At 30.2% G+C, this 21,949-nt stretch carries 21 protein-coding genes; 18 read left to right on the top strand and 3 right to left on the bottom strand.

Features of this window, described 5'->3' with window-relative positions:
- From ACFSX9_RS05800 to ACFSX9_RS05715, 18 genes are all read left to right on the top strand, one after another.
- Window positions 1-743, top strand: a 743-nt coding sequence (locus ACFSX9_RS05800) for a DUF7738 domain-containing protein (RefSeq protein WP_379805593.1), incomplete at its 5' end; no start/stop codon positions are given.
- A complete protein-coding gene (locus ACFSX9_RS05795) occupies window positions 744-947 on the top strand; it encodes a hypothetical protein (RefSeq protein WP_379805591.1) in 204 nt (67 codons plus the stop codon). It abuts the gene before it with no gap.
- A 62-nt stretch (window positions 948-1,009) separates the two neighbouring features.
- Window positions 1,010-1,957, top strand: coding sequence for a DUF2931 family protein (locus tag ACFSX9_RS05790; RefSeq protein WP_379805589.1), 948 nt, complete (start codon window positions 1,010-1,012; stop codon window positions 1,955-1,957).
- Between the two features lie 6 nt (window positions 1,958-1,963).
- Window positions 1,964-3,019, top strand: a complete 1,056-nt coding sequence (locus ACFSX9_RS05785) for a hypothetical protein (RefSeq protein WP_379805587.1) — start codon at window positions 1,964-1,966, stop codon at window positions 3,017-3,019.
- Between the two features lie 71 nt (window positions 3,020-3,090).
- Window positions 3,091-3,591, top strand: a complete 501-nt coding sequence (locus ACFSX9_RS05780; RefSeq protein ID WP_379805585.1) for a DUF4280 domain-containing protein — start codon at window positions 3,091-3,093, stop codon at window positions 3,589-3,591.
- Window positions 3,592-3,671: 80 nt separating this feature from the next.
- Window positions 3,672-6,239, top strand: coding sequence for an OmpA family protein (locus tag ACFSX9_RS05775; RefSeq protein ID WP_379805583.1), 2,568 nt, complete (start codon window positions 3,672-3,674; stop codon window positions 6,237-6,239).
- Between the two features lie 8 nt (window positions 6,240-6,247).
- Window positions 6,248-6,955, top strand: coding sequence for a hypothetical protein (locus ACFSX9_RS05770; RefSeq protein WP_379805581.1), 708 nt, complete (start codon window positions 6,248-6,250; stop codon window positions 6,953-6,955).
- The gene (locus tag ACFSX9_RS05765; protein ID WP_379805579.1) at window positions 6,948-7,718 is read left to right on the top strand and encodes a hypothetical protein; all 771 of its coding nucleotides are present in this window, start codon (window positions 6,948-6,950) and stop codon (window positions 7,716-7,718) included. Before ACFSX9_RS05770 ends, ACFSX9_RS05765 begins: the two co-directional genes overlap by 8 nt.
- A gap of 338 nt (window positions 7,719-8,056) precedes the next feature.
- Window positions 8,057-9,097, top strand: a complete 1,041-nt coding sequence (locus tag ACFSX9_RS05760; protein WP_379805577.1) for a hypothetical protein — start codon at window positions 8,057-8,059, stop codon at window positions 9,095-9,097.
- Window positions 9,098-10,156 (top strand): hypothetical protein, encoded by a 1,059-nt coding sequence (locus tag ACFSX9_RS05755; protein ID WP_379805575.1) that lies wholly within the window; start codon window positions 9,098-9,100, stop codon window positions 10,154-10,156. It begins immediately after the preceding gene.
- 7 nt (window positions 10,157-10,163) lie between these two features.
- Window positions 10,164-11,204: an NADPH-dependent FMN reductase family protein gene (locus tag ACFSX9_RS05750; RefSeq protein WP_379805573.1), complete on the top strand. Its 1,041-nt coding sequence runs from the start codon at window positions 10,164-10,166 to the stop codon at window positions 11,202-11,204.
- 7 nt (window positions 11,205-11,211) lie between these two features.
- Window positions 11,212-12,252 (top strand): hypothetical protein, encoded by a 1,041-nt coding sequence (locus ACFSX9_RS05745; RefSeq protein WP_379805571.1) that lies wholly within the window; start codon window positions 11,212-11,214, stop codon window positions 12,250-12,252.
- 308 nt (window positions 12,253-12,560) lie between these two features.
- A complete protein-coding gene (locus ACFSX9_RS05740) occupies window positions 12,561-13,265 on the top strand; it encodes a hypothetical protein (RefSeq protein WP_379805569.1) in 705 nt (234 codons plus the stop codon).
- A 272-nt stretch (window positions 13,266-13,537) separates the two neighbouring features.
- On the top strand, window positions 13,538-14,266 hold the full coding sequence (locus ACFSX9_RS05735) for a hypothetical protein (RefSeq protein WP_379805568.1): 729 nt from the start codon (window positions 13,538-13,540) through the stop codon (window positions 14,264-14,266).
- A complete protein-coding gene (locus tag ACFSX9_RS05730; RefSeq protein ID WP_379805566.1) occupies window positions 14,266-14,493 on the top strand; it encodes a hypothetical protein in 228 nt (75 codons plus the stop codon). Before ACFSX9_RS05735 ends, ACFSX9_RS05730 begins: the two co-directional genes overlap by 1 nt.
- Before the next feature lie 9 nt (window positions 14,494-14,502).
- Entirely contained in the window at window positions 14,503-15,045 is a 543-nt protein-coding gene (locus tag ACFSX9_RS05725) for a hypothetical protein (RefSeq protein WP_379805564.1), read from the top strand.
- 9 nt (window positions 15,046-15,054) lie between these two features.
- Window positions 15,055-15,759 carry a hypothetical protein gene (locus ACFSX9_RS05720; protein WP_379805562.1) on the top strand — a complete coding sequence of 235 codons (705 nt, stop codon included), beginning with the start codon at window positions 15,055-15,057 and terminating at the stop codon, window positions 15,757-15,759.
- A 665-nt stretch (window positions 15,760-16,424) separates the two neighbouring features.
- A complete protein-coding gene (locus ACFSX9_RS05715; RefSeq protein WP_379805560.1) occupies window positions 16,425-17,207 on the top strand; it encodes a hypothetical protein in 783 nt (260 codons plus the stop codon).
- Window positions 17,208-17,211: 4 nt separating this feature from the next.
- Here ACFSX9_RS05715 and ACFSX9_RS05710 read toward each other — a convergent pair whose 3' ends face one another.
- Genes ACFSX9_RS05710 through ACFSX9_RS05700 form a run of 3 tightly spaced genes read right to left on the bottom strand, consistent with a single transcriptional unit; the run spans window position 17,212 to window position 21,949 of the window.
- Window positions 17,212-19,065: a hypothetical protein gene (locus ACFSX9_RS05710; protein WP_379805558.1), complete on the bottom strand. Its 1,854-nt coding sequence runs from the start codon at window positions 19,063-19,065 to the stop codon at window positions 17,212-17,214.
- Between the two features lie 12 nt (window positions 19,066-19,077).
- Complete coding sequence (locus tag ACFSX9_RS05705) at window positions 19,078-19,509, bottom strand: GPW/gp25 family protein (protein ID WP_379805555.1); 432 nt, start codon at window positions 19,507-19,509, stop codon at window positions 19,078-19,080.
- Entirely contained in the window at window positions 19,490-21,949 is a 2,460-nt protein-coding gene (locus ACFSX9_RS05700) for an AAA family ATPase (RefSeq protein ID WP_452124585.1), read from the bottom strand. The genes ACFSX9_RS05705 and ACFSX9_RS05700 overlap by 20 nt, the downstream gene beginning before the upstream one ends.

Below are 21,949 nucleotides of genomic sequence, written 5' to 3'. Positions count from 1 at the left end.
GGGGAAGTGTTATAAAAGACTATTATTGGAAAACTAAGCTTATAAGTGTTAATAAACATTCAGAAAATAATTATTTTTTTCTAATAAAAATGAAAATAGATAAAAAAACTGGTAAATTAATTGAAGATAATAATGAAAGTTACGAAAAAGTTTTTTCCATGGAAGAAATAACTTCTAAATATGGCAAATATGATAGTATCAAAGAAGATAAAACATCTTTACGAATAAGTAAATTTTTTATTTGGGATGAACTAGGCTTTAGTTTAGCTGCTTATCCAGAAACGAATATAGTAGGAAATATATTTGTTCAAACCTTACATATAACAAAATATAGAGAATTAGATTTGGGATTAGTAAAAACAAGAGATGAACAATATGGTCATCCGCCCACTAAAGAAATATTAAATAGAAGAGAAAATGATATAGCCGTATATGAAAGAAGACCTAAAAAAGAATATAAGGGCAATTTTACCTATAACGGAAAAACTATCAATTTAAAACAAATAGGCAATACAGATTGGAAAAAAGGGATTAAAGGGTTAGGTATCGATAATTCAGATTATGACCCACCAGGAGATTCTCCCCAATGGTCACGATGGATAAGAAAGTCCAGTGATTTAAATGTAACTTTTCAGAGGTTTTCAAACATGGATGAGTTCGATTGGAGTGAACCAAAAAGAGAAGATGTAGGTGATTTAGATTGTATTCAACACATAGTTATTTGGTGGAATAGAACAGATTAAATGAAAGTAATTAAAATCATAACAGTATTATTAGCGTGCATGCAGCTAGCCAGTTGCCCAACCAACAAAGAAAAAGGTTTTGTACTCGAAAAGAACAAACTCTATTACAACAGTAAAGAAATAGCACTAGGTATGCCTATAGAGAAATTTACCGATGCTATGGGTATGTATGATAGAATTAGGGAAAAGGAATCAAATTCATGAAAAATACAGCTTTTATATTGTTACTATTTACTTTATTTTTATCATCTTGCCAAAACACAACCATGAAAAAATACGAATGGATTCCTACCTCAAATGCTCCTGAATTATATCCTACAGAAATGGTTAGTAGTCGTATCACTCTTGAAGATGGTAATTCTTCATATATACCAGGTTCAGGTATAAATAAAAATGGTTGGGGTAATAGTGGTCCTTTTCACTCGCAAGGAGCAAATTTAAAAGCAGTCCCTGTAAAATTAGCCATTACTTGGGCCTCTTATTTAGAAAATAAATTTTACCAAGGCAGCTGGGATTTACCTGTAGCACGAATAAAAGAATTATTTGAAAAAGGTACTATAAGCTGGAGAAATAATTTGCCATCAACTTATTCTGAAGTAAGAGTAGGTTGCGCTCCTGGTGGTGTGGTGGTGGTGTGGATGTATGGAGACGACCAGCAAATAGAAATAGCTCGTTTTCAAGCAGAAGAAACACACATTGATTTAAAAGTATTTGTTCCAGGCAATCCTTCATTAACTGAAAAAGAGTATTTTGACATTATGGAATCTGCTCCAGAAGCTTATGAAAATATGAAAAAAAATGGTATCCAATATGACATTTGGGATGTTTACCGCAAAAAATACACTTGGAGAACTAGAATAGAAATTCCTAATCATTCTTTTGAAAGAATTAGAATAGATATGTTTAATGGGGAGTTAGAAACTATTTTTAATGGGGTAGATACACAAAATGAATTTAAGGAAAGGGGAATCCCTCGCTTATTATCATTTGCTTTTGAAAACAATAAAGGAATTCAAACTATCTTTCAAGTTAAATACTTTGACGAAGAAGAAGTTTTCAATTTATTCAAACAAGTTGATGAAACCAAACCTATAGAAATAGTATTACGAATGAATGAAGATTTAACCAATCGCAACTTAATATTAAAACAAGAAGAAAAAGAATTCCCTATTAGAAAAATAGATTTAGATAATATGTGGGAGTATAAAAATTAGAATTAGTTGAAACCAAAATATAAAAAATACAAAATACAACAAGGAGATACTCTTGAAAGTATTGCTAAAAAGTTAGATAAATCTTCACATGAAGTAAAAAGTTTTCACAATATTTTTTGTGAAACTGAAGAATATATTGGAATTGAATTCCCTAGAAACCTAGTGGAGTTATTTATTTATCCAACATATAATCAAGAAGAATTATCGCTAATTCCAAAAGTTCCGTTTGAAAGGCCTTATCATTTGGCTATGAAACCTGCTCAAGTTAGCAATAATTTCGGAGTGATGTATACAATTTTAAGTGGGAAGGAAGAAAATACGCTTAAGTTTGAATGTAGCGTGGCATTCAAAAGACTTACGTCAGAAGGAGATTTTATATTTGAAATTAATCGAATTTCGAAAACATTTATAAATGATGAAGAAACTTCGACTATCGCGGATGAATTAGCAGAAAAAACAAATGCTGTTTTATATCCTTTAGAAGTAGTTGTAAATGACGAGGGAAATTGGACAGGAATTAGCAATTACAAAGCAATTAAAACCCGTTGGAAAAAGGTAAAAAAGAAAATTTTAGACGAATACGAAGGAGAGTGGGTTGAACAATACCTACTTTTAAATGAAGAAACACTAGAAGAAGAAGCAAGTCTGGTGAATTCTCTAAAGAAAGATTGGTTTTTGAAAAGCTATTTTAATACTATTTATATTTATTACACAAATAAACTTCATATAGAAACTCATGCTTTATTTCCTCTACTGACAAACTGTGATGCGTTAGTGTATAATGTGGAACAGAAAATAAATGAATTTTTAGACGATTATAATTTAATACGAATTGAGCAAAACGGCATTTTAGCAGACGAACGCTCTAAAACCGATTTAGAAAACGAGATGAATATTCCCTATTATGGAACACTGTATCCAGGCGAAGATATTGCAGACGGAAAATTCAGATCCTTATATTTTTTAAACAGTAAGACAAATGGAATTGAATCGCTCTTTTTAGAATGTTCTGTAAAGACAAACGAAGAGAAGAAAGTTCAAGTTGTAGTTTCGCTTTTATAAATTTTTAGAAAACAGAAAAGCTATTGTTTTATAAAACCAAATTTGTATTTTTAACAGAAGAAATAAGTACCATGGCAGAAAAACATATTGTAGTGCAAGGAGCAGAATGCCAATGTAAATTTAGCGTGGAGCCAAAAAAGGATAAACTGAAAGTTTTAACACAAACTAAAGATTATGCAAACGACAAAGACGCTTCCAAAAAACTCATTGCTACAGATAAGGAAATAGGTCAAACATTGGAAAAAAACACCTTTGGCAAGTGCAAATTGCAACCTACTAGTAGTGATTTTTTACCCTGTATGGCTGTCATTACAAAATGGAGTGGTGTTTACGATAAGGTAGTACTTTCTAACAAAGGAAAAATTCTTTTGGAAGACAGTAAAGCTACTTGTCCTATTGGCGGACCAGATTGTATTTCCATTACTAAGCATGGTCAAAAAACTGAAGGATCTTCTCAGAATGCAAAAAACGCAAATGAAGAAGTTCATAGTCAATTAAACCCTATGGTGAATATCAAAAAAATGGATCAAGAGCCTTTAAAACATGATAATATTGAATACAATTCTAAGTAAGTATGGCAAAGGGTGTAAAAAAAATAAGGTGGACAGGCGAGGGTAAAGTCTTTAAAACCCTTTCAAATCTCGCATTAAAAATGGTTATTCCGCCAGATGAATTCGTTTGGTTTAAAGTGAACGAGTGGATTACCGGCACAACTGCAGAAGATAAGAAGAAAGATATCTCATGGATTTGGCAAGAACACGATAGAAAAATAATTATTTGGAAAAAAATAATTCCAGCGAATAAGATCTATGCAATAAAATTGCCCAAAAAATTATGCGGATCTTATAGCTACTATTTGGAAGCGAGTTTTTCTGGAAAAACTGATTCAAGTCTTGCTGGATTGTATATTAGCGGGTTGTGTGATAAAAGCATTGTGTCTAGTAAATGGTGCACAACAATTGATGGAAAAGATGTAAGGAAAACTACACTATTTTCATATGGAAATGTTATTCATTTAAATTTGTCAACTGAAGGGTTAAATGGAGATAGATTGATTGTTGAGGTATATAATCTTCAAAAACTGATTAGTGATAAATTGATTTTTACTTTTACTAATGTGAAAGTTAGAGATGGCGAAGTAAATTTAGAAATAAAAAACACTTCTGCCTGGCAGGGATTAATTAGTAATATTCAGTCGGAAGAAAAATTTTATATTAAAGTAAAAGATCAGGCAACAGGTAAATATATTTTGGACAGTAATAAAGATGCAGCACACGCTAGATATCTAAGAATTAAAAATAAGTTAATTGCTAATAGCCCTCAAGCACCTGTAAATAATACTGCTTCAAAAACAGGGCAGCCAAATGTAAAGGCAGTACGTTACGAGCCTTGTAAATTTGAACAAATTTATCTTACAGAAACGAATAAGAAAGATGGTAAAATCGTTCAGACTAAGACACAGGTTTTTGACAATGGGAAAGCGTTAAAAGGAGTAAATAATCCGGAACGAAAGATCACAAAAACAATATTTTTTGACTTTGATAGCGATGTTATTACTAAAGATGGAAATACTAAATTAAATAACACATTAAATTTTTTACTGGAACACGAACATTCAACAATTACAATTGAAGGATATGCCTGTGTAATTGGAAAAATGAAATACAATCAATCCCTTTCACAAAATAGGAGTGATGCAGTGCGAAAATTTTTTACTGATGGAAAATTAGATGTCAGAAGGATTGTTTCAAAAGGTAAAGGAGAAATAAATGCAACTGACAATAAAGGTGGGGCAGACAATTTGAAATATAAAGATGAGAAAAAATATATTGAAGCTAGAAGAGTTGATATTTCGTTTCAGTACTTCGGACATGATGCTAAAACTATAATTTTTGAAACCATTGCTCCAAGTCAAAACAAAGATATACTTATTGATATAACGGCTTTTCAAACAAACGCTTGTTTTAGAGATAAGGAAAAACATATAAAACAAATAAAAGTAACATCATCAGAATATAAGACGCCTCTTATAAAAGCAGGAAGTTCTTTGGTGGCACCTATTCATTCTGCTTTATCAGTCATAAACCCTGCTCCAATGCAGTATATATGGCCAAGGTGGAATTTAATAAATGGCGCGAAAGGAGCTGGTATTGATTCTGCCGAATACTATAATATTTACGTTAATTCTTGTCGATACTATTCTGAAAATCCACAAAGTACGCTACAAATTAAAGCCTATCCAGATATAAAGTGGACTTTGGAGTTTAAGTGGAACCACAAGCAATCATTTGCTTATACCTATGGTAATAAAATGCATCCATTTAGTATAAAAAATGGAAGAAAAAAAGCCATAGGATCTGTAGTAGATGGAGATTTCGCTCGTGAAGATGGCGAAATGGACCAATCTTTCGAACTGTCTTTAGAAGCAGAATGGGATGAAAAGCGTAGAAAATTAGAAATTGGAACTGAATTTGGTGAAAAAATCGCAAAAACTTTAAGTAATTTTGTTAGGCTGAAGAAAATTGCTGATTCAATAACGAATTCTCCGGTAAACGGGGGTAAATTTAGTTTTGAGATAAAGCCTCCAGCTGTAGCGATTTCAATTCAATGGTTTTTAGAAAAAGTAGACGAATATAAAAATCAGATAGGAACAAATATAAAATTTGGAATAGAGACTAAACCTTTGATTGATGCAGATATTATAATTGACTTATGGCAAATTGTGACAGAGTTCGGAGCAAATGCAATCTGCCCCGGAGCTGGGAAAGTAATTAATTTTATTTCAAAACATTTAGAAGGTAATGTAGGAATTAAATTTGAAGTTATATTTAATGGTAGTATCAATGTTAGTGGAGAAATTAGCGGTAATACTTTAACTCCAAAAAACACAAAGGGAAAGTTAGCGGTAGAAGGTAAGGTGCAGGTTACATTAGAGTTGAAAGCGTGGGCAACTGCAGAATATGGAATAGCAGGATTTGATGGGTCCGCAAAAGCAAATGCAAATACGTATTTAAGTGCTGGAATTAAGGCAGAAATTGCAAAAGACGGCGTTGTAGGTTATCCAGAGTTAGAATTCGGTGGAATTGTAGCAAAATATGTGGTTATAGCTTCAATAAAATTTGGAGTTTTTAAAGAGACGTTTGAAAATAATGGGCAATATGTAATTGTCCAAAAATGTCCTGTGGAATTTAAAAAGGCTTATTTATTAGGCCCTTATTAATTGATTTTATGAAAAATTTATTTGTAATGATTTTACTTGTGATGATGAGCTGCCAAGAAGGTGGAACATTCGATTTGTCCGAAATAGAAAATAAAACAGAAGTTAATAGTACTCTGAATAAATTAAATATTTCTGGTGTGCAAACTCAAAATGGATATTGGGAGTTAAGAAGGAAAGGAGATAAAGTAGAGGCGGAACTTCACAATAACGGGATTATATCTACGATCTATTCCTTAACAGAAGAGCGAGATGAAAAATTATTTAATTTCAGCAATTTTAAAATTGAAAAAAGTTCAGGTGGTAGAATAGTAGAAAATGATAACAAAATTGTTTTTGTAAATGTAGCGTTAGAAAATTTGGAAACATTTAATGTTTTAAAGAAGTTAAAAGAGAAATTGGGTAACCCAGATCAAATTAGTTACGATAGTGTCATTAACAATGCAACAGACGAAAAAGTAAAAGTGATCTTAAAAAACTTTGAGAAGGATTACATAAACATTAAAAAAGATGAATTTGATGACGAGTATATAACCTACCCGTTATATTTTGTATGGAACATAAATGGTTACATATATAAATTCACAGTGATTATTGATGAAACTTCATTTAGTAATGATTTAGTCATTATATCAAATAGCGCGTTTAATGAAAAACTAATTTTTGGTTATCACAACCCAAAAGAAGATCCTTTATTTAAAAAATATTATAATGAATAATTTTAAAAGCCCATTATATTTGGTTAGCTTTAAATCTGCTATATGTAATTATGAGATTTACATAAACGATTTACCCGCTTATATACATTCTGAAGGAGGTTCGGTTTCTTCTCAAATACCCATAAATCACTTTATTTTAAAAAGCGGTAAACAGAATGTTAAAGTTAGAGTTTTGCCTTTAAAAGGAGAAGTTAGTTTTAGATTAGATTCTTTTATTGAGATAAAAATATTCTCTTACGACTCTTCTGCAACTGATTATGAGGATATTGTAGAATCTTTCAGTTTTATTAATCAAAGTCTACCTGATTTAAAAATTCCAGTTATTGAGAAAAGTGACTTTTTTATTGCCAGGGTACCATTCGCATTAAAAGAATTGTATTATTTTGATGAAATAAAAGAAAAGAAAGAAGAAATAATTTTATTTTATAAAAGCATATATAATTTCTTTAAGGAAAAGGACATTGAAAACATTTATAAACTATTAAAGTTTAGATTTGATGAAATTGATGAAGCAACATATTCAAAAGGTTCAAACAATCTAGAAGGACTTTCAAAAATGTTATTTCGTCTAAAAGAGGGTGATTTTGAATTACAGGAGTTTCCAATTGACCCTATTTTAATTATATATGACAATAAAAAAGTTTGTAATTTAACACGGATTAATAACGATCCAATATTGATTTTTAAAAACAAAAATAACAATGAATTTTCTTTCCCTTTATTAGTAGCATTTGAAAAATCAAAACCCGTTTTTTTTAGATAATTAAGCTGTGGTTTTACTATAATGTTCTTAAAGTTAGAATTATAACTTCGGAAGCTGGTTATTAAGGTGATAAAATCAAAAATGTTCTTTATAATGAATATTTTAGTTCTTTAAAAATACAATCTAGAAAAAGCTTAAATAATAGAAATTTCATTTTTTTGTAAACAATAAAATATTAACGATAATGCAAAAAGACTTAGATATTGAATAGAGGCTAGTGAGTATTTTAGATGGATTACATAGATGAATCGAGATTTAAAAACTCTAATTTGTCAGGTTTAGACTTGTCTTTACCAGAAGGCAAACCACTAGAAGATGATTTTTATATGATAGAATAAATGAAAAAAAGTTTAACGTTATTTTTTGCAATTAGTATTCTAGTTGCTTGCGGTAAAGAAAAAAAATCTGCAATCACAAGTGATAAAGAAAAAATTTCCATCATGCAAAACCCAGATATCAACGCTCAAAACTTTGTTTCAAAATTAACTGAAAAAGTGAAACATTACCCTAAAGAACCTATTTATTATATACGATTAGGTAAAGAAAATTGTGTTATTGAAGTTTTAGTGAACGATTTACCTATTCATGAAGATTATGAACTTTCTAATTATGCAACTCCTATCCGCATTAATAGAGGAATTTTAAGATCTGGTAAACAAAAACTAACCTACCGTTTGTATCCTACTGGCGATTTAATGAAAGAAAGTTATGGTGGCGATGAAGCAACAGTAACCACTTTAACAGATTTAACGAGTGTAAGCATTAAAATTATCCAGATGGATAACAATGGAGAACAAAAATTAAAAGATGAAGTGGTAATAATGCAACACAGCAGCTTAAACGATAATAGCGGTAAATTTATAGCTTCTGGCAAAGCGTATTATGAATATACCTTTGAGTTTCAAGCAGAAGTTCCATACGACATTAAAGGTTGGGCAAACGGAGAAGATTTAACCAAACTTGATCAAAAGTTACTAGAAAAAAAGGCCTTAGAATTTCATCAAAATTATCAAAAAATTTACGGAAACGTAGATGCAGATGCATTAGCGAAATCGAATTTTGGTTTAGAAGCAATTATTTCTCAAGCCTATTATAAAAGTGAAAAAGAAAACATAAATCTATGGAATGAATATTTGACTTTTTTAAAAACAAAAAACAAAAAATTTATAGATGCTACGCATTATAAAAAAGATTTTTTTGGTGATGGGAAAATTGTAGCTTTAAAACAAAAATCTTTAGAATACCCCTACAGAGGATTGGGAATATTTTTTTTCGAATATTTAGACGATGAAAATATCGAATCGTATTACTCATTGAATATTTATTTATACCTTCCTCAAGGTAAAAAATTAGAAGATGGTTTATATATGATAGAATAAATGAACAAAGGATTAATTTTATTTTTTGCAATTAGTATTCTAATTGCTTGCGGTCAAGAAAAAAAGTCAAACACCACAAGTAATATAGAAATATTTACTATGCAAAATTTAAAAATAAACCCAACTTATAAAGACATAACATTTGATAATTTTGAACAAAAAATTTTAGAAAATGTAAAGCGTTATCCTAAAGAGCCTATATATTATATGCGTTTAGGAAAAGCCAATTGCGTAGTTGAAATTTTACTAAATGACTATTTAATTTATGATGATTATGAATTATCTAATACAGTTACACCTATTGAAATTAATTATGGCATTTTAAAATCTGGTAAGCAAAAATTAACCTATCGATTGTATCCAACTGGCGATTTAATGAAAGAAAGCTATGGTGGTGGTGAAGCAACAGTAACTACTTTAACCGATTTAACCAGTGTAAGTATTAAAATTATCCAAATCGATAACAAAGGACAGCAAAAGTTGAAAGACGAAGTTGTAGTTATGCAACACAACAGTTTAAATGATAAAAATGGCAAATTCATCGCTTCCGGTAAACCTTATTACGAATATACCTTTGAATTTCAAGCAGAAGTTCCTTACGAAGTGGAAGGTTGGACCAATGGACAAGATCTAACCAAGTTAGACCAAAAATTATTAGAAAAAAAGTGCCTTGAAGCATATAAAGATTATGCGGATGTGTTATTAAATAGTGATTCAAATAATTACGCAAAACTTAACTTTGGTTTAGAAAAAAGAAATGCCATTTCGTTATTCAAGAACGACAATAGAATAAAAAATTTAAAAGCTGAATTACTTTTAGATTTGAATGAAAAAAACATGAAGTTGGATACAATAAATAATTATACCAAAGTTTTTTTTGGAGATGGTAAAATTGTTTATTTATTATACAACTCTTTGGAATATCCCTACCGGGGAGGAAGTGCGGTAAGGATATTTTTTAAAAACAGTGAAGGTAATGATGCAGTAAACATGCCTCGTGTAATGTTATATTTACCAGAAGGCAAAAGACTAGAAGACGGTTTATATATCGCTGAGTAATCTAAATATGAAAAAAAGTCTAACGTTATTTTTTGCAATTAGTATTCTATTTGCGTGTGGTCAAGAAAAAAAATCTGCAATCACAAGTGATAAAGAAAAACTTTTCATCATTCAAAATCCAGATATTAATAGCAAGAACTTTGTTTTAAAATTATTGGAAAAAGTAAAACATTACCATAAAGAGCCTATTTATTATATGCGTATAGGAAAAGCCAATTGTGTTATTGAAGTTTTAGTAAATGATTACCCTATTCATAATGACTATGAATTATCCAATTATGCAACGCCTATAGAAATTAATCACTGTATATTAAAATCTGGCAAACAAAAATTAACCTATCGATTGTATCCAACTGGCGATTTAATGAAAGAAAGCTATGGTGGTGATGAAGAAACAGTAACTACTTTAACAGATTTTACGAGTGTAAGCATTAAAATTATCCAGATGGACAACAAAGGAGAACAAAAGTTAAAAGATGAAGTGGTAGTAATGCAACACAACAGCTTAAGCGATAAAAGCGGTAAATTCGTAGCTTCTGGTAAACCATATTATGAATATACCTTTGAGTTTCAGGCAGAAGTTCCTTACAATTTAGAAGGTTGGACAAAAGGACAAGATTTAACTAAGTTAGATGAAAAAATGCTAGAAAAAAAAGCCTTAGATTTTCATAATATGTATCAAAAAATTTATGAAAACCAAGATGCAGATGCTTTAGCTAAAATTGAGTTCAATGCAATAAAACGTCAAGCTTTAGTGTATTATTATAATAAAGAAGATATAACTGAAATGTGGAATGAAGTTTTAAAAATCCTGTTAGTAAAAAATAAAACTTTTGAAAGCATTGATCAATATAAAATTGTTTTTTTTGGAGATAAAAAAATTTTAATGTTAATGCAAAAAAATTTAAATATAGAGTTTAGAGGTTTTGGGATGTTTAATATGAAATACATAAATGAATCCGGAGTAAATAGCTCAATGTTGTCAGGGATAGACTTGTCGTTACCAGAAGGCAAAAGACTAGAAAATGGCTTATATGTAGCTGGGTAATCTAAATATGAAAAAAAGTTTAATTTTATTTTTTGCAATTAGTATCCTATTTGCTTGCGGTCAAGAAAAAAAATCTGCAGTCACAAATTATAAAGAAAAAATTTCCATCATGCAAAATCCAGATATTAATAGCAAGAACTTTGTTTCAAAATTAACTAAAAAAGTAAAACATTACCCTAAAGAACCTATTTACTATATACGTTTAGGCAAAGCAAATTGTGTTATTGAAGTTTTAGTAAACGATTATCCTGTTTACGAAGATTATGAACTGTCAAATGAAGCTACACCTATAGAAATTAATCATGGTATTCTAAAAAGTGGCACTCAAAAATTAACTTATCGCTTGTATCCCACTGGTGATTTAATGAAAGAAAGCTATGGTGGTGATGAAGCAACAGTAACCACTTTGACAGACTTCACAAGTGTAAGTATTAAAATTATCCAAATGGATAAAAAGGGCGAACAAAAGTTAAAAGACGAAGTCGTATTAATGCAACACAAAAGCTTAAACGATAAAAATGGCAAATTCATCGCTTCTGGTAAACCTTATTATGAATATACCTTTGAGTTTCGAGCAGAAGTTCCTTATGAACTTGAAGGATGGACGAAAGGACAAGATTTAACCAAACTAGATCAAGAATTGTTAGAAAAGAAAGCGTTAGAATTACATAATATGTATCAGAAAATTTATGAAAGTGAAGATGCTGATGCATTTGCCAAATTAAATTTTGGTTCGGAATTTATAGACTCACAAATGTATTACAGAAACTCAAAAAGCATATCGGAGGTATGGGAGCACTATGATAATGGGCTAAAAATAAAAAATAAAAAATTTAACGAGCTCAATGATTATAAAATGAAATTTTATGCAGATGGTAGAATCTTGGTTTTTATGCAAAGAACACTGGAGTTTCCTTATAGAGGTAAGTCAGGTTTAACTTTTGACTATACTGACGAAGATGGTGATGAAGCATTTTATTCATGCATGTGTTATTTGTATCTTCCAAAGGAAAAAAAACTAGAAGACGGTTTATATATGATAGAATAATATGAAAAAAGGATAATATTATTTTTTGCAATTAATATTCTAGTTTTTTTTCCAAGCTTGGACACAAAAAAGCGAAACCATGATTTTGCAAAATCCAACAATGACATCCGATAATGTTTCTTAAGAAATAGCGAATCAAATTAAGAATTATCAAGGTAAAGAATTTATAATTTTCGTTTCGAAAGTTATTATTGCGATTTTGAAATTTTTAAAGAAAGATTTGAAAATAATTGGCAATATGTTATTGTCTAAAAATGTCCTCTTGAATTTAAAAAGGCTTATTGACTAGGCTCTTATTAATTGACTTTATGAAAAATATATTTGTATTGATTTTACTTGTGATGATGAGTTGCCAAGAAGGTGGAACATTCGATTTGTCTGAAATAGAAAATAAAACAGAAGTTAATAGTACTCTGAATAAATTAAATATTTCTGGTATTCAAACTCAAAATGGATATTGGGAGTTAAGAAAGAAACGAGATAAAGTAGAGGCGGAACTTCACAATAACGGGATTATATCTACGATCTATTCCTTAAAAGAAGAGCGAGATGAAAAATTATTTAATTTCGACAATTTTAAAATTGAAAAAAGTTCTGGTGGTAAAATAGTAGAAAACGATAATAAAATTGTTTTTGTAAATGTAGCGTTAGATCATGTGGAAACATTTAATGTTTTAAATAAATTAAAAGACAAATTAGGCAACCCAGATCAAATTGTTTACGATCGTGTCATCAACAGTGCAACGGACGAAAAAGTAAAAGTGATCTTAAAAAAATTTGAGAAGGATTACATAAACATTAAAAAGGACGAATTTGATGATGAATATTTAACTTACCCAGTATATTTTGTTTGGAACATAAATGGTTATATATATAAATTCACAGTGATTATTAATGAAACTTCATTTAGTAATGATTTAGTAATTATATCAAATAAAGCTTTTAATGAAAAACTAATCTTTGGTTATCACAACCCAAAAGAAGATCTTTTATTTAAAAAATATTATAATTAATAATTTGAAAAGCTCATTACATTTATTTAGCTTTAAATCTGCTATATTTAATTATGAGATTTACATAAACAATTTTCCCGCTTATATACATTCTGAAGGATTTTCGGTTTCTTCTCAAATACCCATAAATCACTTTATTTTAAGAAGCTGTAAACAGAATGTTAAAGTTAGAGTTTTGCCTTTTACGGGACAAGTCGGCTTTAGAACAGATTATTTATTGAGATAAAAATATTCTCTTACGACTCTTCTACAACTGCTAACTAGATTATTATATGAGACCAAATTACATGCAAGCACTCTTTATGTTACTATTACTATTAGTATGTGCTGGAATTGTTTATTTGATGCTTTTCAACAATGTTAGAAGTTGGTTTGGTTGGGGTTTTATGTCATTGTTAATTGCATTATTTAGTTTGTTTTTATTTGATTCTTTTTTCGAACTCTCAAAAGGTCAGACTTTAGAACAAAAAAACAAAAACAAGGACAGATTAGAATATTTTGACGACAATATGACAATTGATTGTCCTTATTTACAAATTAAGGAAATAATTAAATGGAATTCTATTGAGGCAATTTTTCTATCTAATAGACCGCCAGGAGATGGAGAGTACCATAATTTTGAATATACAGTAATTTTAAATTCTGACCCCGAAGAAGTTAAATATGAAACTCAAAGTTGGTTTAATAAAACAAGTTTCCTTCCCAAACTTAAAAAGAGAGGGTTGCCCATTGTGAGAATTAATGATGATAGCAATCGCGATTTTCATACTTTCAATGATGCTATTGCTAAATATTTAGTAAATGTTAATGTAGAAAGCCACAATTATCTTAGCTTAAAATTTGGTAACGAAGTGGAATATAAAAAAACAGGAAATACTGTAAAGGCGACTGGTAGCAAGCAAATGAAATCAATGGGATTTTATAAAATATTTGATCGTGAAAATGACTTAAACGACGAAACACTAGATAGATTTCGAGAAGAAACTAAAAATAATAAATAATGACCAGACCACTATATAATTTAGAAATTAAAGCTTTTCACTGTTCAGTTGAACTTTGGTTAAATGATATAATCATATTTAGTCATTTTAGTGAAAACGGCAGTGTATGGATAGATTGGCCAATAAATCAATTTATTTTAGAGGCAGGAATTCAACATTATGAGGTTAGAATAATCCCTTATAAAAATCAATCAACGTTATCCCATAACGTTGAAGTGGAATTCTGAATTCATGCAATGGAAGCTATAACAGAAAACGAAAGAATAGAAGTTATTGACAGAGCAACCATTACTATTCCAAACAAAGATAAATTACCATTATATATTCATAAAGGAAGTTTTCAGGCTACAACTCCATATGTTTTAGAAGGATGGAAAAACTCCGAAGATTTATCAAAACAGGACAAAAAACTTCTCTATAAAGAATTAATGCAATGGAATATAAAACTATTGGATATTTATACAACTTCAAATTTGGAGGAATATAATAAAGTATACAAAACTAGAGAACTAGAATTTGACAAAGCAAATTATGTATTTTCCGAGCCAAATACTTTAGCTATTTTTCATTCAAAATTTAAGGATTTAACTGCTTTATCTAACGATTTATACAAATTAAAATTATTTGCAAATGGAAAACTCGTAAGTATTGTTTTACCATATGAATTACCAGGATTTAAATATGTACCTAAAGTTAAAAGTGAGGATAGCCTTGGCATAAGTTTAATTATGTTTTTTCATAGAAAACAAAAAGGTTTACCTTTAGAGATTATAAGGTAGTGAACTTTAATGATTAAATTTGACAAAAATATTCCCGAAACAATTGCAACAGCATTTATGTTAGTTCAATTTGTATCACTTTTATTTTTCAAAGAAGTTAATAGTTCGAGTATAATTTATGACACCTGTTTGTTAATAACATTTGAGCTTATTTTGTTAATGGCAAGTGTTTTTCTTTCGGCTTTGTACAAAAATTTTTGGGGATTATTGTTTTGTGGTTTTGGGTTTTCACTTTTCTTTTATTATTTCTATCATGAAATGACAAATCCTAAGGCTATACAGGAAACTATCTACGCCTTTTTATTTACACATTTAATTGGTTTAGTAAGTAGCTTGTATTCGTACTTTAAAAGCAGGAAAAAGAGGAAGATTGATGAACCGCTTGTTCAAACTATGAATTATGCCATAAAACTGGTGATTTATTTCTTTCTACTGTTTTTTGTTATCGTTACGGTAAATATTCTTCCAGAAGGAGTATTAACAGTGGCTTACCTAGCGGAAATTGATTATGTTGGTTTTATAAATGATAGAGGGCATTCTGGTAGCGGTCTCGTGGCCGATCCACACATAACATTATGGTTAGGGATTATTTATTATTTTTTTCTAACAAGCATTCACATTTCTCAAGTACTACTTGGAGAAAATAGCATTTTAGATATAATTTTTATAGTTTATAAGAAACTATTTCGAACTAAATATAAGAGTCTAAAATAAATTAAAGAAGAGTAGTTTAACACAATGAAGTGAAAAAGGAAGTAGTTGATTATCAGGTGCTACTGCTTTTTTACGAGGTAGATTTACTACTTGCGAATTTCCTTTTTTAAATATATAGGAAATCATTATTGATGAGGTGTTGAAAAGTACGATGCATTATCTCTTTTCAATCAGAGGCACATTACTATTAGTCTTTTGTTTAAATTTAACTTAAAGTGCTAAAAAGATTTCTGAAGTTAAGTTCACATGAGCGAAATAAAAAGTAAAGTATTGAAACTAAAATTCTAATAAAGTTCATGTAAATATTCTAGCTGAAAAATATTTTAAGTGGTAATTGAATGCGGTTTTTTTAGTAGTTACGAATGTGAATCGTGATGAATTACCAGTTCAATTTTGATATTCTCTCTATTTATTTTTAAATAGTGCCGAAGGCAATGGTTTTATTTTCCGTGGAGCATGTTTTTTATTTACAGAATTCATAAAGCTAAAGTCTTTAAACAAAGGCCGGGAGGGTTATTGCGTTAATGGCATAAACTGTAAAGTAAATAATTTTATTTACGACCAAAATTAACCCTAAATAATTTACATTTTTAATTTCCAATTGTTTATATTTGAATTAGCGTTAAGCTATAAGGGTTTCATTAATAACAATTTATATTTATTTTATGATTTTTGAAATAGTTGAAGAAATTAATATCATGACAAATGGTTATCAGAAAAAGTTGAAAACCAGATTTATGATCAGCTTTTTATTGTTTAATAAAACAGAAGACGAACGCGTTTATATCATAAACAAAGAAAAAATCAATACCTTTCCAGTTCAAGAAAATCATTTTTTGGCTGTACAAGAAGAGTTTGAGAATCTAAATTATCCCATAAAAATCAAAACAGATTATAAAGGGCATTTTTCGGGTATTTATCAACACGAGAATTGGTTAGCAGAATGGGATTTAAAAGCCAAAGCCGTAATTGAAAGACATAAAAACACCGTTGAAATAATAGATTTGAAAAACAAATATTACGACTCAATCAAAGATGAATCCATATTTGTACATAATAAATTCAAACAACCGTCTTGGAATATATTTTTCTTCAATCCACCAATAGATAATGTAAACTTACCTGATATCGGAACTGTTTTAAATTGGGATATTAAAGCGGTGGGTATAATTCCATGTGTTGGTAGAACGACAGTTTTAAATCCAGAAGCTAAAGAAATTATTATATCGTTTGATTCTACTCAAAAATTAACGCACAACATTATAGAAACTTTAAAATCAAAAGTTAAAGCTGATATTAGATGGGATGATCAAAGAATTAAACTCTATACCGAATCTCATTTCGACACCTACGATAAAAAAATCAAAAAGAAAACAGCCTTTTTTCAGTTTACTATAAAAGACGTTATTTCTTACAGCGAAGATGTTACCATTTTATTGAAAAACTAATAGTTTATCGGTACACAATTCTAAAAGGAACGATATTCAAAGCTCTTTTTTCAATTAACAACTTTAAGTCTTCACTTAAGAAATCCCATTCTTCTTCAGTATAATATTCCTTGTCTTTCTGAGTCAGTAGAATGTCAATTGTTGGTGTATAACCAACATTGCTATCAAGACCAGTCTGAATTCCGTTAACAACCTCAATGTCCTCTACAGCTTCTCCAAAATGGTTTTTGCATAGTATAATGATGTCTTGGCGGGTAACAACTCTTTGGTTAGAAATCAAATTTTCTCTGTAAGCGTATATTTTCTCTGAATTTGTTAATTCATTTCTTCCTCCTTGTGTAGAAGAAAGCAACATAATATTGTCTTTTTCAAAGTCGGCACCTTTAAAGATACTGAACTTAGTGAAGGCACTAATCTTATTAGCGTCGTCACCATTCGTTGTCCAATATTTTATAAATAGCGTTCCTTTTTCTTTCGTTTTTTCGGTATTCAAAATCAAATAAGGATTGTTCAAATTCTGCATGCCAGTTTGACTCATCTTTGTTTTAAAACGAGCAATAATCTGATTGATTTCTTTCAAATTATTATCAGTGAAATCATGACCTAATCGGCTAAAGGCAGCTGCTTCATCTCGTATCAGATCTATCAAATAGTTTATTTCCTCGGCAGCATTTCTTTCATCAAAACGCGCTACACCACCAAAACGTAGATAAGCGAAATTCTCATCATCTGGCTCATCATTATTAGTGACAATGTCGAAGTTTTTATTGCGATCATTCATCACAGAGAAAAGCTCTAAGAAGTAATCATCACTTAATTTTAAAGGATAAATGTCTAAAAGCTCTTTTATATTTCCTTGCGTTTCATTTAGTTTTTTGTTGATAACCGGAAAACAATTATTAGAACAGAATACTTCAGATAATATATTAGGTCCAATAACATTTGGAAACTCAATTTTAACCCATATTAACTCTTTGTCTTCTTTCATTTTTTCCAGTTCTTTCTGGGGAACGAAAGCTTCTAAAGCAGCAGGGAAAACATGATGGGAAGGGTCAATTGTTACGCTGTCTTTAACGGTAATAAAGTTTTTTATATAGAAATCGTTAGTATGCTCCTCCGTTTTTTTAATATGATAAATGTCGTGTTGCTTTAGATCATATTTAACTTCTTTAGTTACATCCTCATTGTTGTAGCCTTGAGCCGTTGTTAAAGGTTGATTGTTAATCGACCATTTAGCTCGCGGTAAAAAATGGAAGAACTTAGTGCGTTCATGTACATTTCTCAAATAGAAATAGAACATTAAATCCTTCATAATTCCATCTCCTTCGTGCTTTAATCCTAACCAAATAGTTCCATGAGGAGATTTTTGAATATAGCTTTTTTCATTTACTAATTCTCTAAATTGGTTTTTTTCAATATATTGTACACCGCTAGGTAAAACAACATAATTGATTTTATTTCGATTTAGTTTCACCGGAATTGTAGGTCCAAAATGATAGTTCTTAATTATACTCTCAATTGGATTATAAGGGTTTTTTTCCTTTTTTTGAAGAAAGAATTGGTGTTGATCATGTAAAATACTTTCGTTTTCAACAGGATAAGCTCTTAGAATTCCACGCGCAGGAGTTGCTTTTGTAGCAGAAGTAGGCGTTAAAATATCAACTAATCTTTCTGTCATTCTTCTGCGACTAGAAAATATTTCATTCGAAATCTTCTCTAATTCTTTTGCGCAAACATCAAAAAGCAGGTTAACAATTGGATCAAATACATTTTCTAGCTCTACGTCATTGTAACCCCATTTTTTGGCGGCACGTTTAAGTATACGGTCTTTTATTTGATCTTTTGATAATTGGTTCATTCAGTCAAAATTTTATTTAAATGAAAATGGAGCTAAGAAATAAGAACTTTTGTAATAATATGGTTCATTGGTGTTCTTAATAACACCATAAACGATAATGTCTAATCTTTTCTTAACTCTAATATTAGTCTCATAACTCAAAGTGTTTTCGTTTACACCCAGGGTTACTTCTGTTACTTTTAATCTTTTTTCGTATTGCGTCACCTTCTCATGAACGGATTCTTTGATCAAGTCTTTTAACTGATTGGGGTTAGCCAATAAGTTGAAATCAGTATCCCAAATAATCGTTCCAAATTCAGGGTCATACTTGTATTCTCCAAAAATTGTTGTAATAATTACAGAAATAAACTGCGCTAATGATTCCTCGATAGTTACTTGCGTAGCATCTTCACCAGTAGTCAACTTGGAGTAATCAAACGGAAGTTTATAATAAAGCTCGTTCATTTTTTATGGTAAATTTTATCTCATCATTTTTATCAAGCGTCACATTAACAGTGTCGCCTTTCATAATTTCATTAGCAATAATCATTCGAGACAAAGGTCTTTTTAGTTTATTTCGTATCGTTCCTTTAATTGGTCTAGCTCCATATTCTGGACTAAAGCCCATTAGAGAGATTTTCTCTTTATCTTTTTCACTAATAGTCAACGTAATCTCTAATTTCTCAAGCAATTGAAGTAATTCTTTTTTAAGATGAATGTCAAAGATGCGAGAAACACTTTTCACGTTAATTGGTGCAAATGGGATAATTTCTGTCAAACGACCTAAGAATTCGGGTCTAAAATGGCCAGTCATCAACTGAATTAAATCATTAGATTTTGGCACAATGTCCTTTTCAAACGATTTCACAATATAATCCGAACCAATATTTGAAGTAAATAATACTACAGAATTAGAGAAATCTCCTTCTTTCCCAAGTCTATCATGCAATTTACCTTCATCCAAAATTTGAAGAAATACATCAAAAACAGATTTATGTGCTTTCTCAATTTCGTCAAACAAAACGATTGAATATGGTTTTTGTCTGATTTTATTTACTAATAATCCACCTTCCTCATAACCTACATATCCTGGAGGAGCACCATATAATAAAGCTGCCGAATGTTCTTCCTTAAATTCAGACATGTCTAATCTAATGATAGCACTTTCGTCACCAAATAAGAAATCAGCTAACGATTTTGCTAATTCGGTTTTTCCAGTTCCCGTTGGGCCTAAAAAGAAAAACGAACCAATTGGTTGCCCTGGTTTTGTTAAGCCAGAACGTGATTCCATAATTGCGTCAGCGACAACTTTTACGGCATGATCTTGACCAATTACTCTTTTTTTAAGCGTATTTTCAATATCTAATAATTTCTCTCTTTCATCTGACTTCACTTTCCCAGCCGGAATTCCAGTAATGTCTGAAACAACGATAGATAGATGAGAAGATAAAACATCATTATCTTGTTCTTCAAGCTTCTCTAAATCTTCTAATAACAACTGAATGAAGCTAACTTTTTCATCAAATGAGGGTTTTGCTTTAAATTCAGAAGTGCTTTGCTCCGTTTCGTTTAATAATTTACCGGTCTTTTTTAAAATGTCAGTAAATAACCATTCGGTTTTTTCTATTTTTTCATCTAAAACTTCAATAGTATGCAAAGCTTCAGCTTGATTTTTTAAATCTGGAAGGTCTTTTTTGATGGTTTCCTTCGCTACTTTTAGCGATGACATTGTTCTGTCAATTAAATCTAAAGCAGAATCAGGTAATGATTTTTCTTTTAAATAACGTTTTGACAAGCGAATTGCTTCACGCTGTCCTTCTTCATCAATGTTGAAATCGTGGTGTTTTTGGTACGATTCTATAACGCTAGATATCATTCTAAAAGCTAATTCTTCATTTGGCTCTGTAATTTCAAGCGTTTCAAATCTTCGTGATAAAGCATCGTCTTTTGCTAACGTTTTTCTGAATTTTTCAGAGGTTGTAGCGCCAATAAATGTGATGTCTCCTTTCGAAAGTTCCGACTTTATAATACTTGCAATTCCTGAACTTTGATTGGAATCAAATAACTCATGAATATCATCGATGAATAGGATTGGTTTTTCGTATTTTTTTAAATCATTAAATATTTTTTGCAAACGATCTTCAACTTCTCCTTTGTAGGAAGCACCAGCGAATAAAGCACCAATGTTTATTTCGTAAACACTTGCGTTATCAAAGGCGTCAAGTATTGTTTTTGAAGCAATTTTTCTACAAAAACCATCAATTAAGGCTGATTTCCCTACTCCAGGTTCACCAGTAATAATTACATGAGGTTTTAATTTTCGATTTAAAATTTCAGTAATCGTTTTCAGTTCTTCGTCTCTTCCCACAATACTGTGATTTTCAGAACGAGAAATAGTATGAAGTTTATCAATGCAATATTTAGATAACGCACTTCCTCCAGTTGAACCAGCTGGTGCATTAGTATTTAAATCGGGTTGAGCTAAGCCGCTCCCGGTTTGATACATCTCTAGTATTGTAGCGCCAGTTAACGGCAAAGATTTTAGCTGATCGTGTGAAAAACCTACGCCTGCTGTTAGCAATGCGCTTAAAATAGCTGGAAATTCGTTGTTTTCTCCAAGCTTATTTTCAATTGATTCTGCTTCTTCTAAAACTATTATTGCCGAAGAATCAGCATTTGGAGATTCAGTTGGTTTCGAAACTTTTGGATACTCACTGATTCTAATATCTGCCCACTCATCAATATAAAAAACATCAATTCCTTTCGAATTTAATTCTTTTAAAAAATCAAATTGAGGATTTAAAAGAGCTTTCAATAAATGAGCCGCATAATACTTATCATTTAGGTTGTCTTTTGCATATTGTTTAGCAATATGTATAATTTGAGTGGTAGCTTCTGTTGGCAT

Source organism: Flavobacterium ardleyense, assembly GCF_042686085.1.
Taxonomy (GTDB): domain Bacteria; phylum Bacteroidota; class Bacteroidia; order Flavobacteriales; family Flavobacteriaceae; genus Flavobacterium; species Flavobacterium ardleyense.
This window is presented reverse-complemented; position numbering and strand designations above follow the sequence as displayed.

What these genes read in the sequence shown, in the direction of transcription:
- ACFSX9_RS05725 (WP_379805564.1), top strand. Translation starts at nt 14,503, where the DNA reads ATGGAAGCTATAACAGAAAACGAAAGAATAGAAGTTATTGACAGAGCA.
- ACFSX9_RS05705 (WP_379805555.1), bottom strand. Translation starts at nt 19,509, where the DNA reads ATGAACGAGCTTTATTATAAACTTCCGTTTGATTACTCCAAGTTGACT.
- ACFSX9_RS05715 (WP_379805560.1), top strand. Translation starts at nt 16,425, where the DNA reads ATGATTTTTGAAATAGTTGAAGAAATTAATATCATGACAAATGGTTAT.
- ACFSX9_RS05775 (WP_379805583.1), top strand. Translation starts at nt 3,672, where the DNA reads ATGGTTATTCCGCCAGATGAATTCGTTTGGTTTAAAGTGAACGAGTGG.
- ACFSX9_RS05780 (WP_379805585.1), top strand. Translation starts at nt 3,091, where the DNA reads ATGGCAGAAAAACATATTGTAGTGCAAGGAGCAGAATGCCAATGTAAA.
- ACFSX9_RS05755 (WP_379805575.1), top strand. Translation starts at nt 9,098, where the DNA reads ATGAACAAAGGATTAATTTTATTTTTTGCAATTAGTATTCTAATTGCT.
- ACFSX9_RS05700 (WP_452124585.1), bottom strand. Translation starts at nt 21,949, where the DNA reads ATGCCAACAGAAGCTACCACTCAAATTATACATATTGCTAAACAATAT.
- ACFSX9_RS05770 (WP_379805581.1), top strand. Translation starts at nt 6,248, where the DNA reads ATGAAAAATTTATTTGTAATGATTTTACTTGTGATGATGAGCTGCCAA.
- ACFSX9_RS05745 (WP_379805571.1), top strand. Translation starts at nt 11,212, where the DNA reads ATGAAAAAAAGTTTAATTTTATTTTTTGCAATTAGTATCCTATTTGCT.
- ACFSX9_RS05730 (WP_379805566.1), top strand. Translation starts at nt 14,266, where the DNA reads ATGACCAGACCACTATATAATTTAGAAATTAAAGCTTTTCACTGTTCA.
- ACFSX9_RS05750 (WP_379805573.1), top strand. Translation starts at nt 10,164, where the DNA reads ATGAAAAAAAGTCTAACGTTATTTTTTGCAATTAGTATTCTATTTGCG.
- ACFSX9_RS05795 (WP_379805591.1), top strand. Translation starts at nt 744, where the DNA reads ATGAAAGTAATTAAAATCATAACAGTATTATTAGCGTGCATGCAGCTA.
- ACFSX9_RS05710 (WP_379805558.1), bottom strand. Translation starts at nt 19,065, where the DNA reads ATGAACCAATTATCAAAAGATCAAATAAAAGACCGTATACTTAAACGT.
- ACFSX9_RS05765 (WP_379805579.1), top strand. Translation starts at nt 6,948, where the DNA reads ATGAATAATTTTAAAAGCCCATTATATTTGGTTAGCTTTAAATCTGCT.
- ACFSX9_RS05735 (WP_379805568.1), top strand. Translation starts at nt 13,538, where the DNA reads ATGAGACCAAATTACATGCAAGCACTCTTTATGTTACTATTACTATTA.
- ACFSX9_RS05740 (WP_379805569.1), top strand. Translation starts at nt 12,561, where the DNA reads ATGAAAAATATATTTGTATTGATTTTACTTGTGATGATGAGTTGCCAA.
- ACFSX9_RS05720 (WP_379805562.1), top strand. Translation starts at nt 15,055, where the DNA reads ATGATTAAATTTGACAAAAATATTCCCGAAACAATTGCAACAGCATTT.
- ACFSX9_RS05790 (WP_379805589.1), top strand. Translation starts at nt 1,010, where the DNA reads ATGAAAAAATACGAATGGATTCCTACCTCAAATGCTCCTGAATTATAT.
- ACFSX9_RS05760 (WP_379805577.1), top strand. Translation starts at nt 8,057, where the DNA reads ATGAAAAAAAGTTTAACGTTATTTTTTGCAATTAGTATTCTAGTTGCT.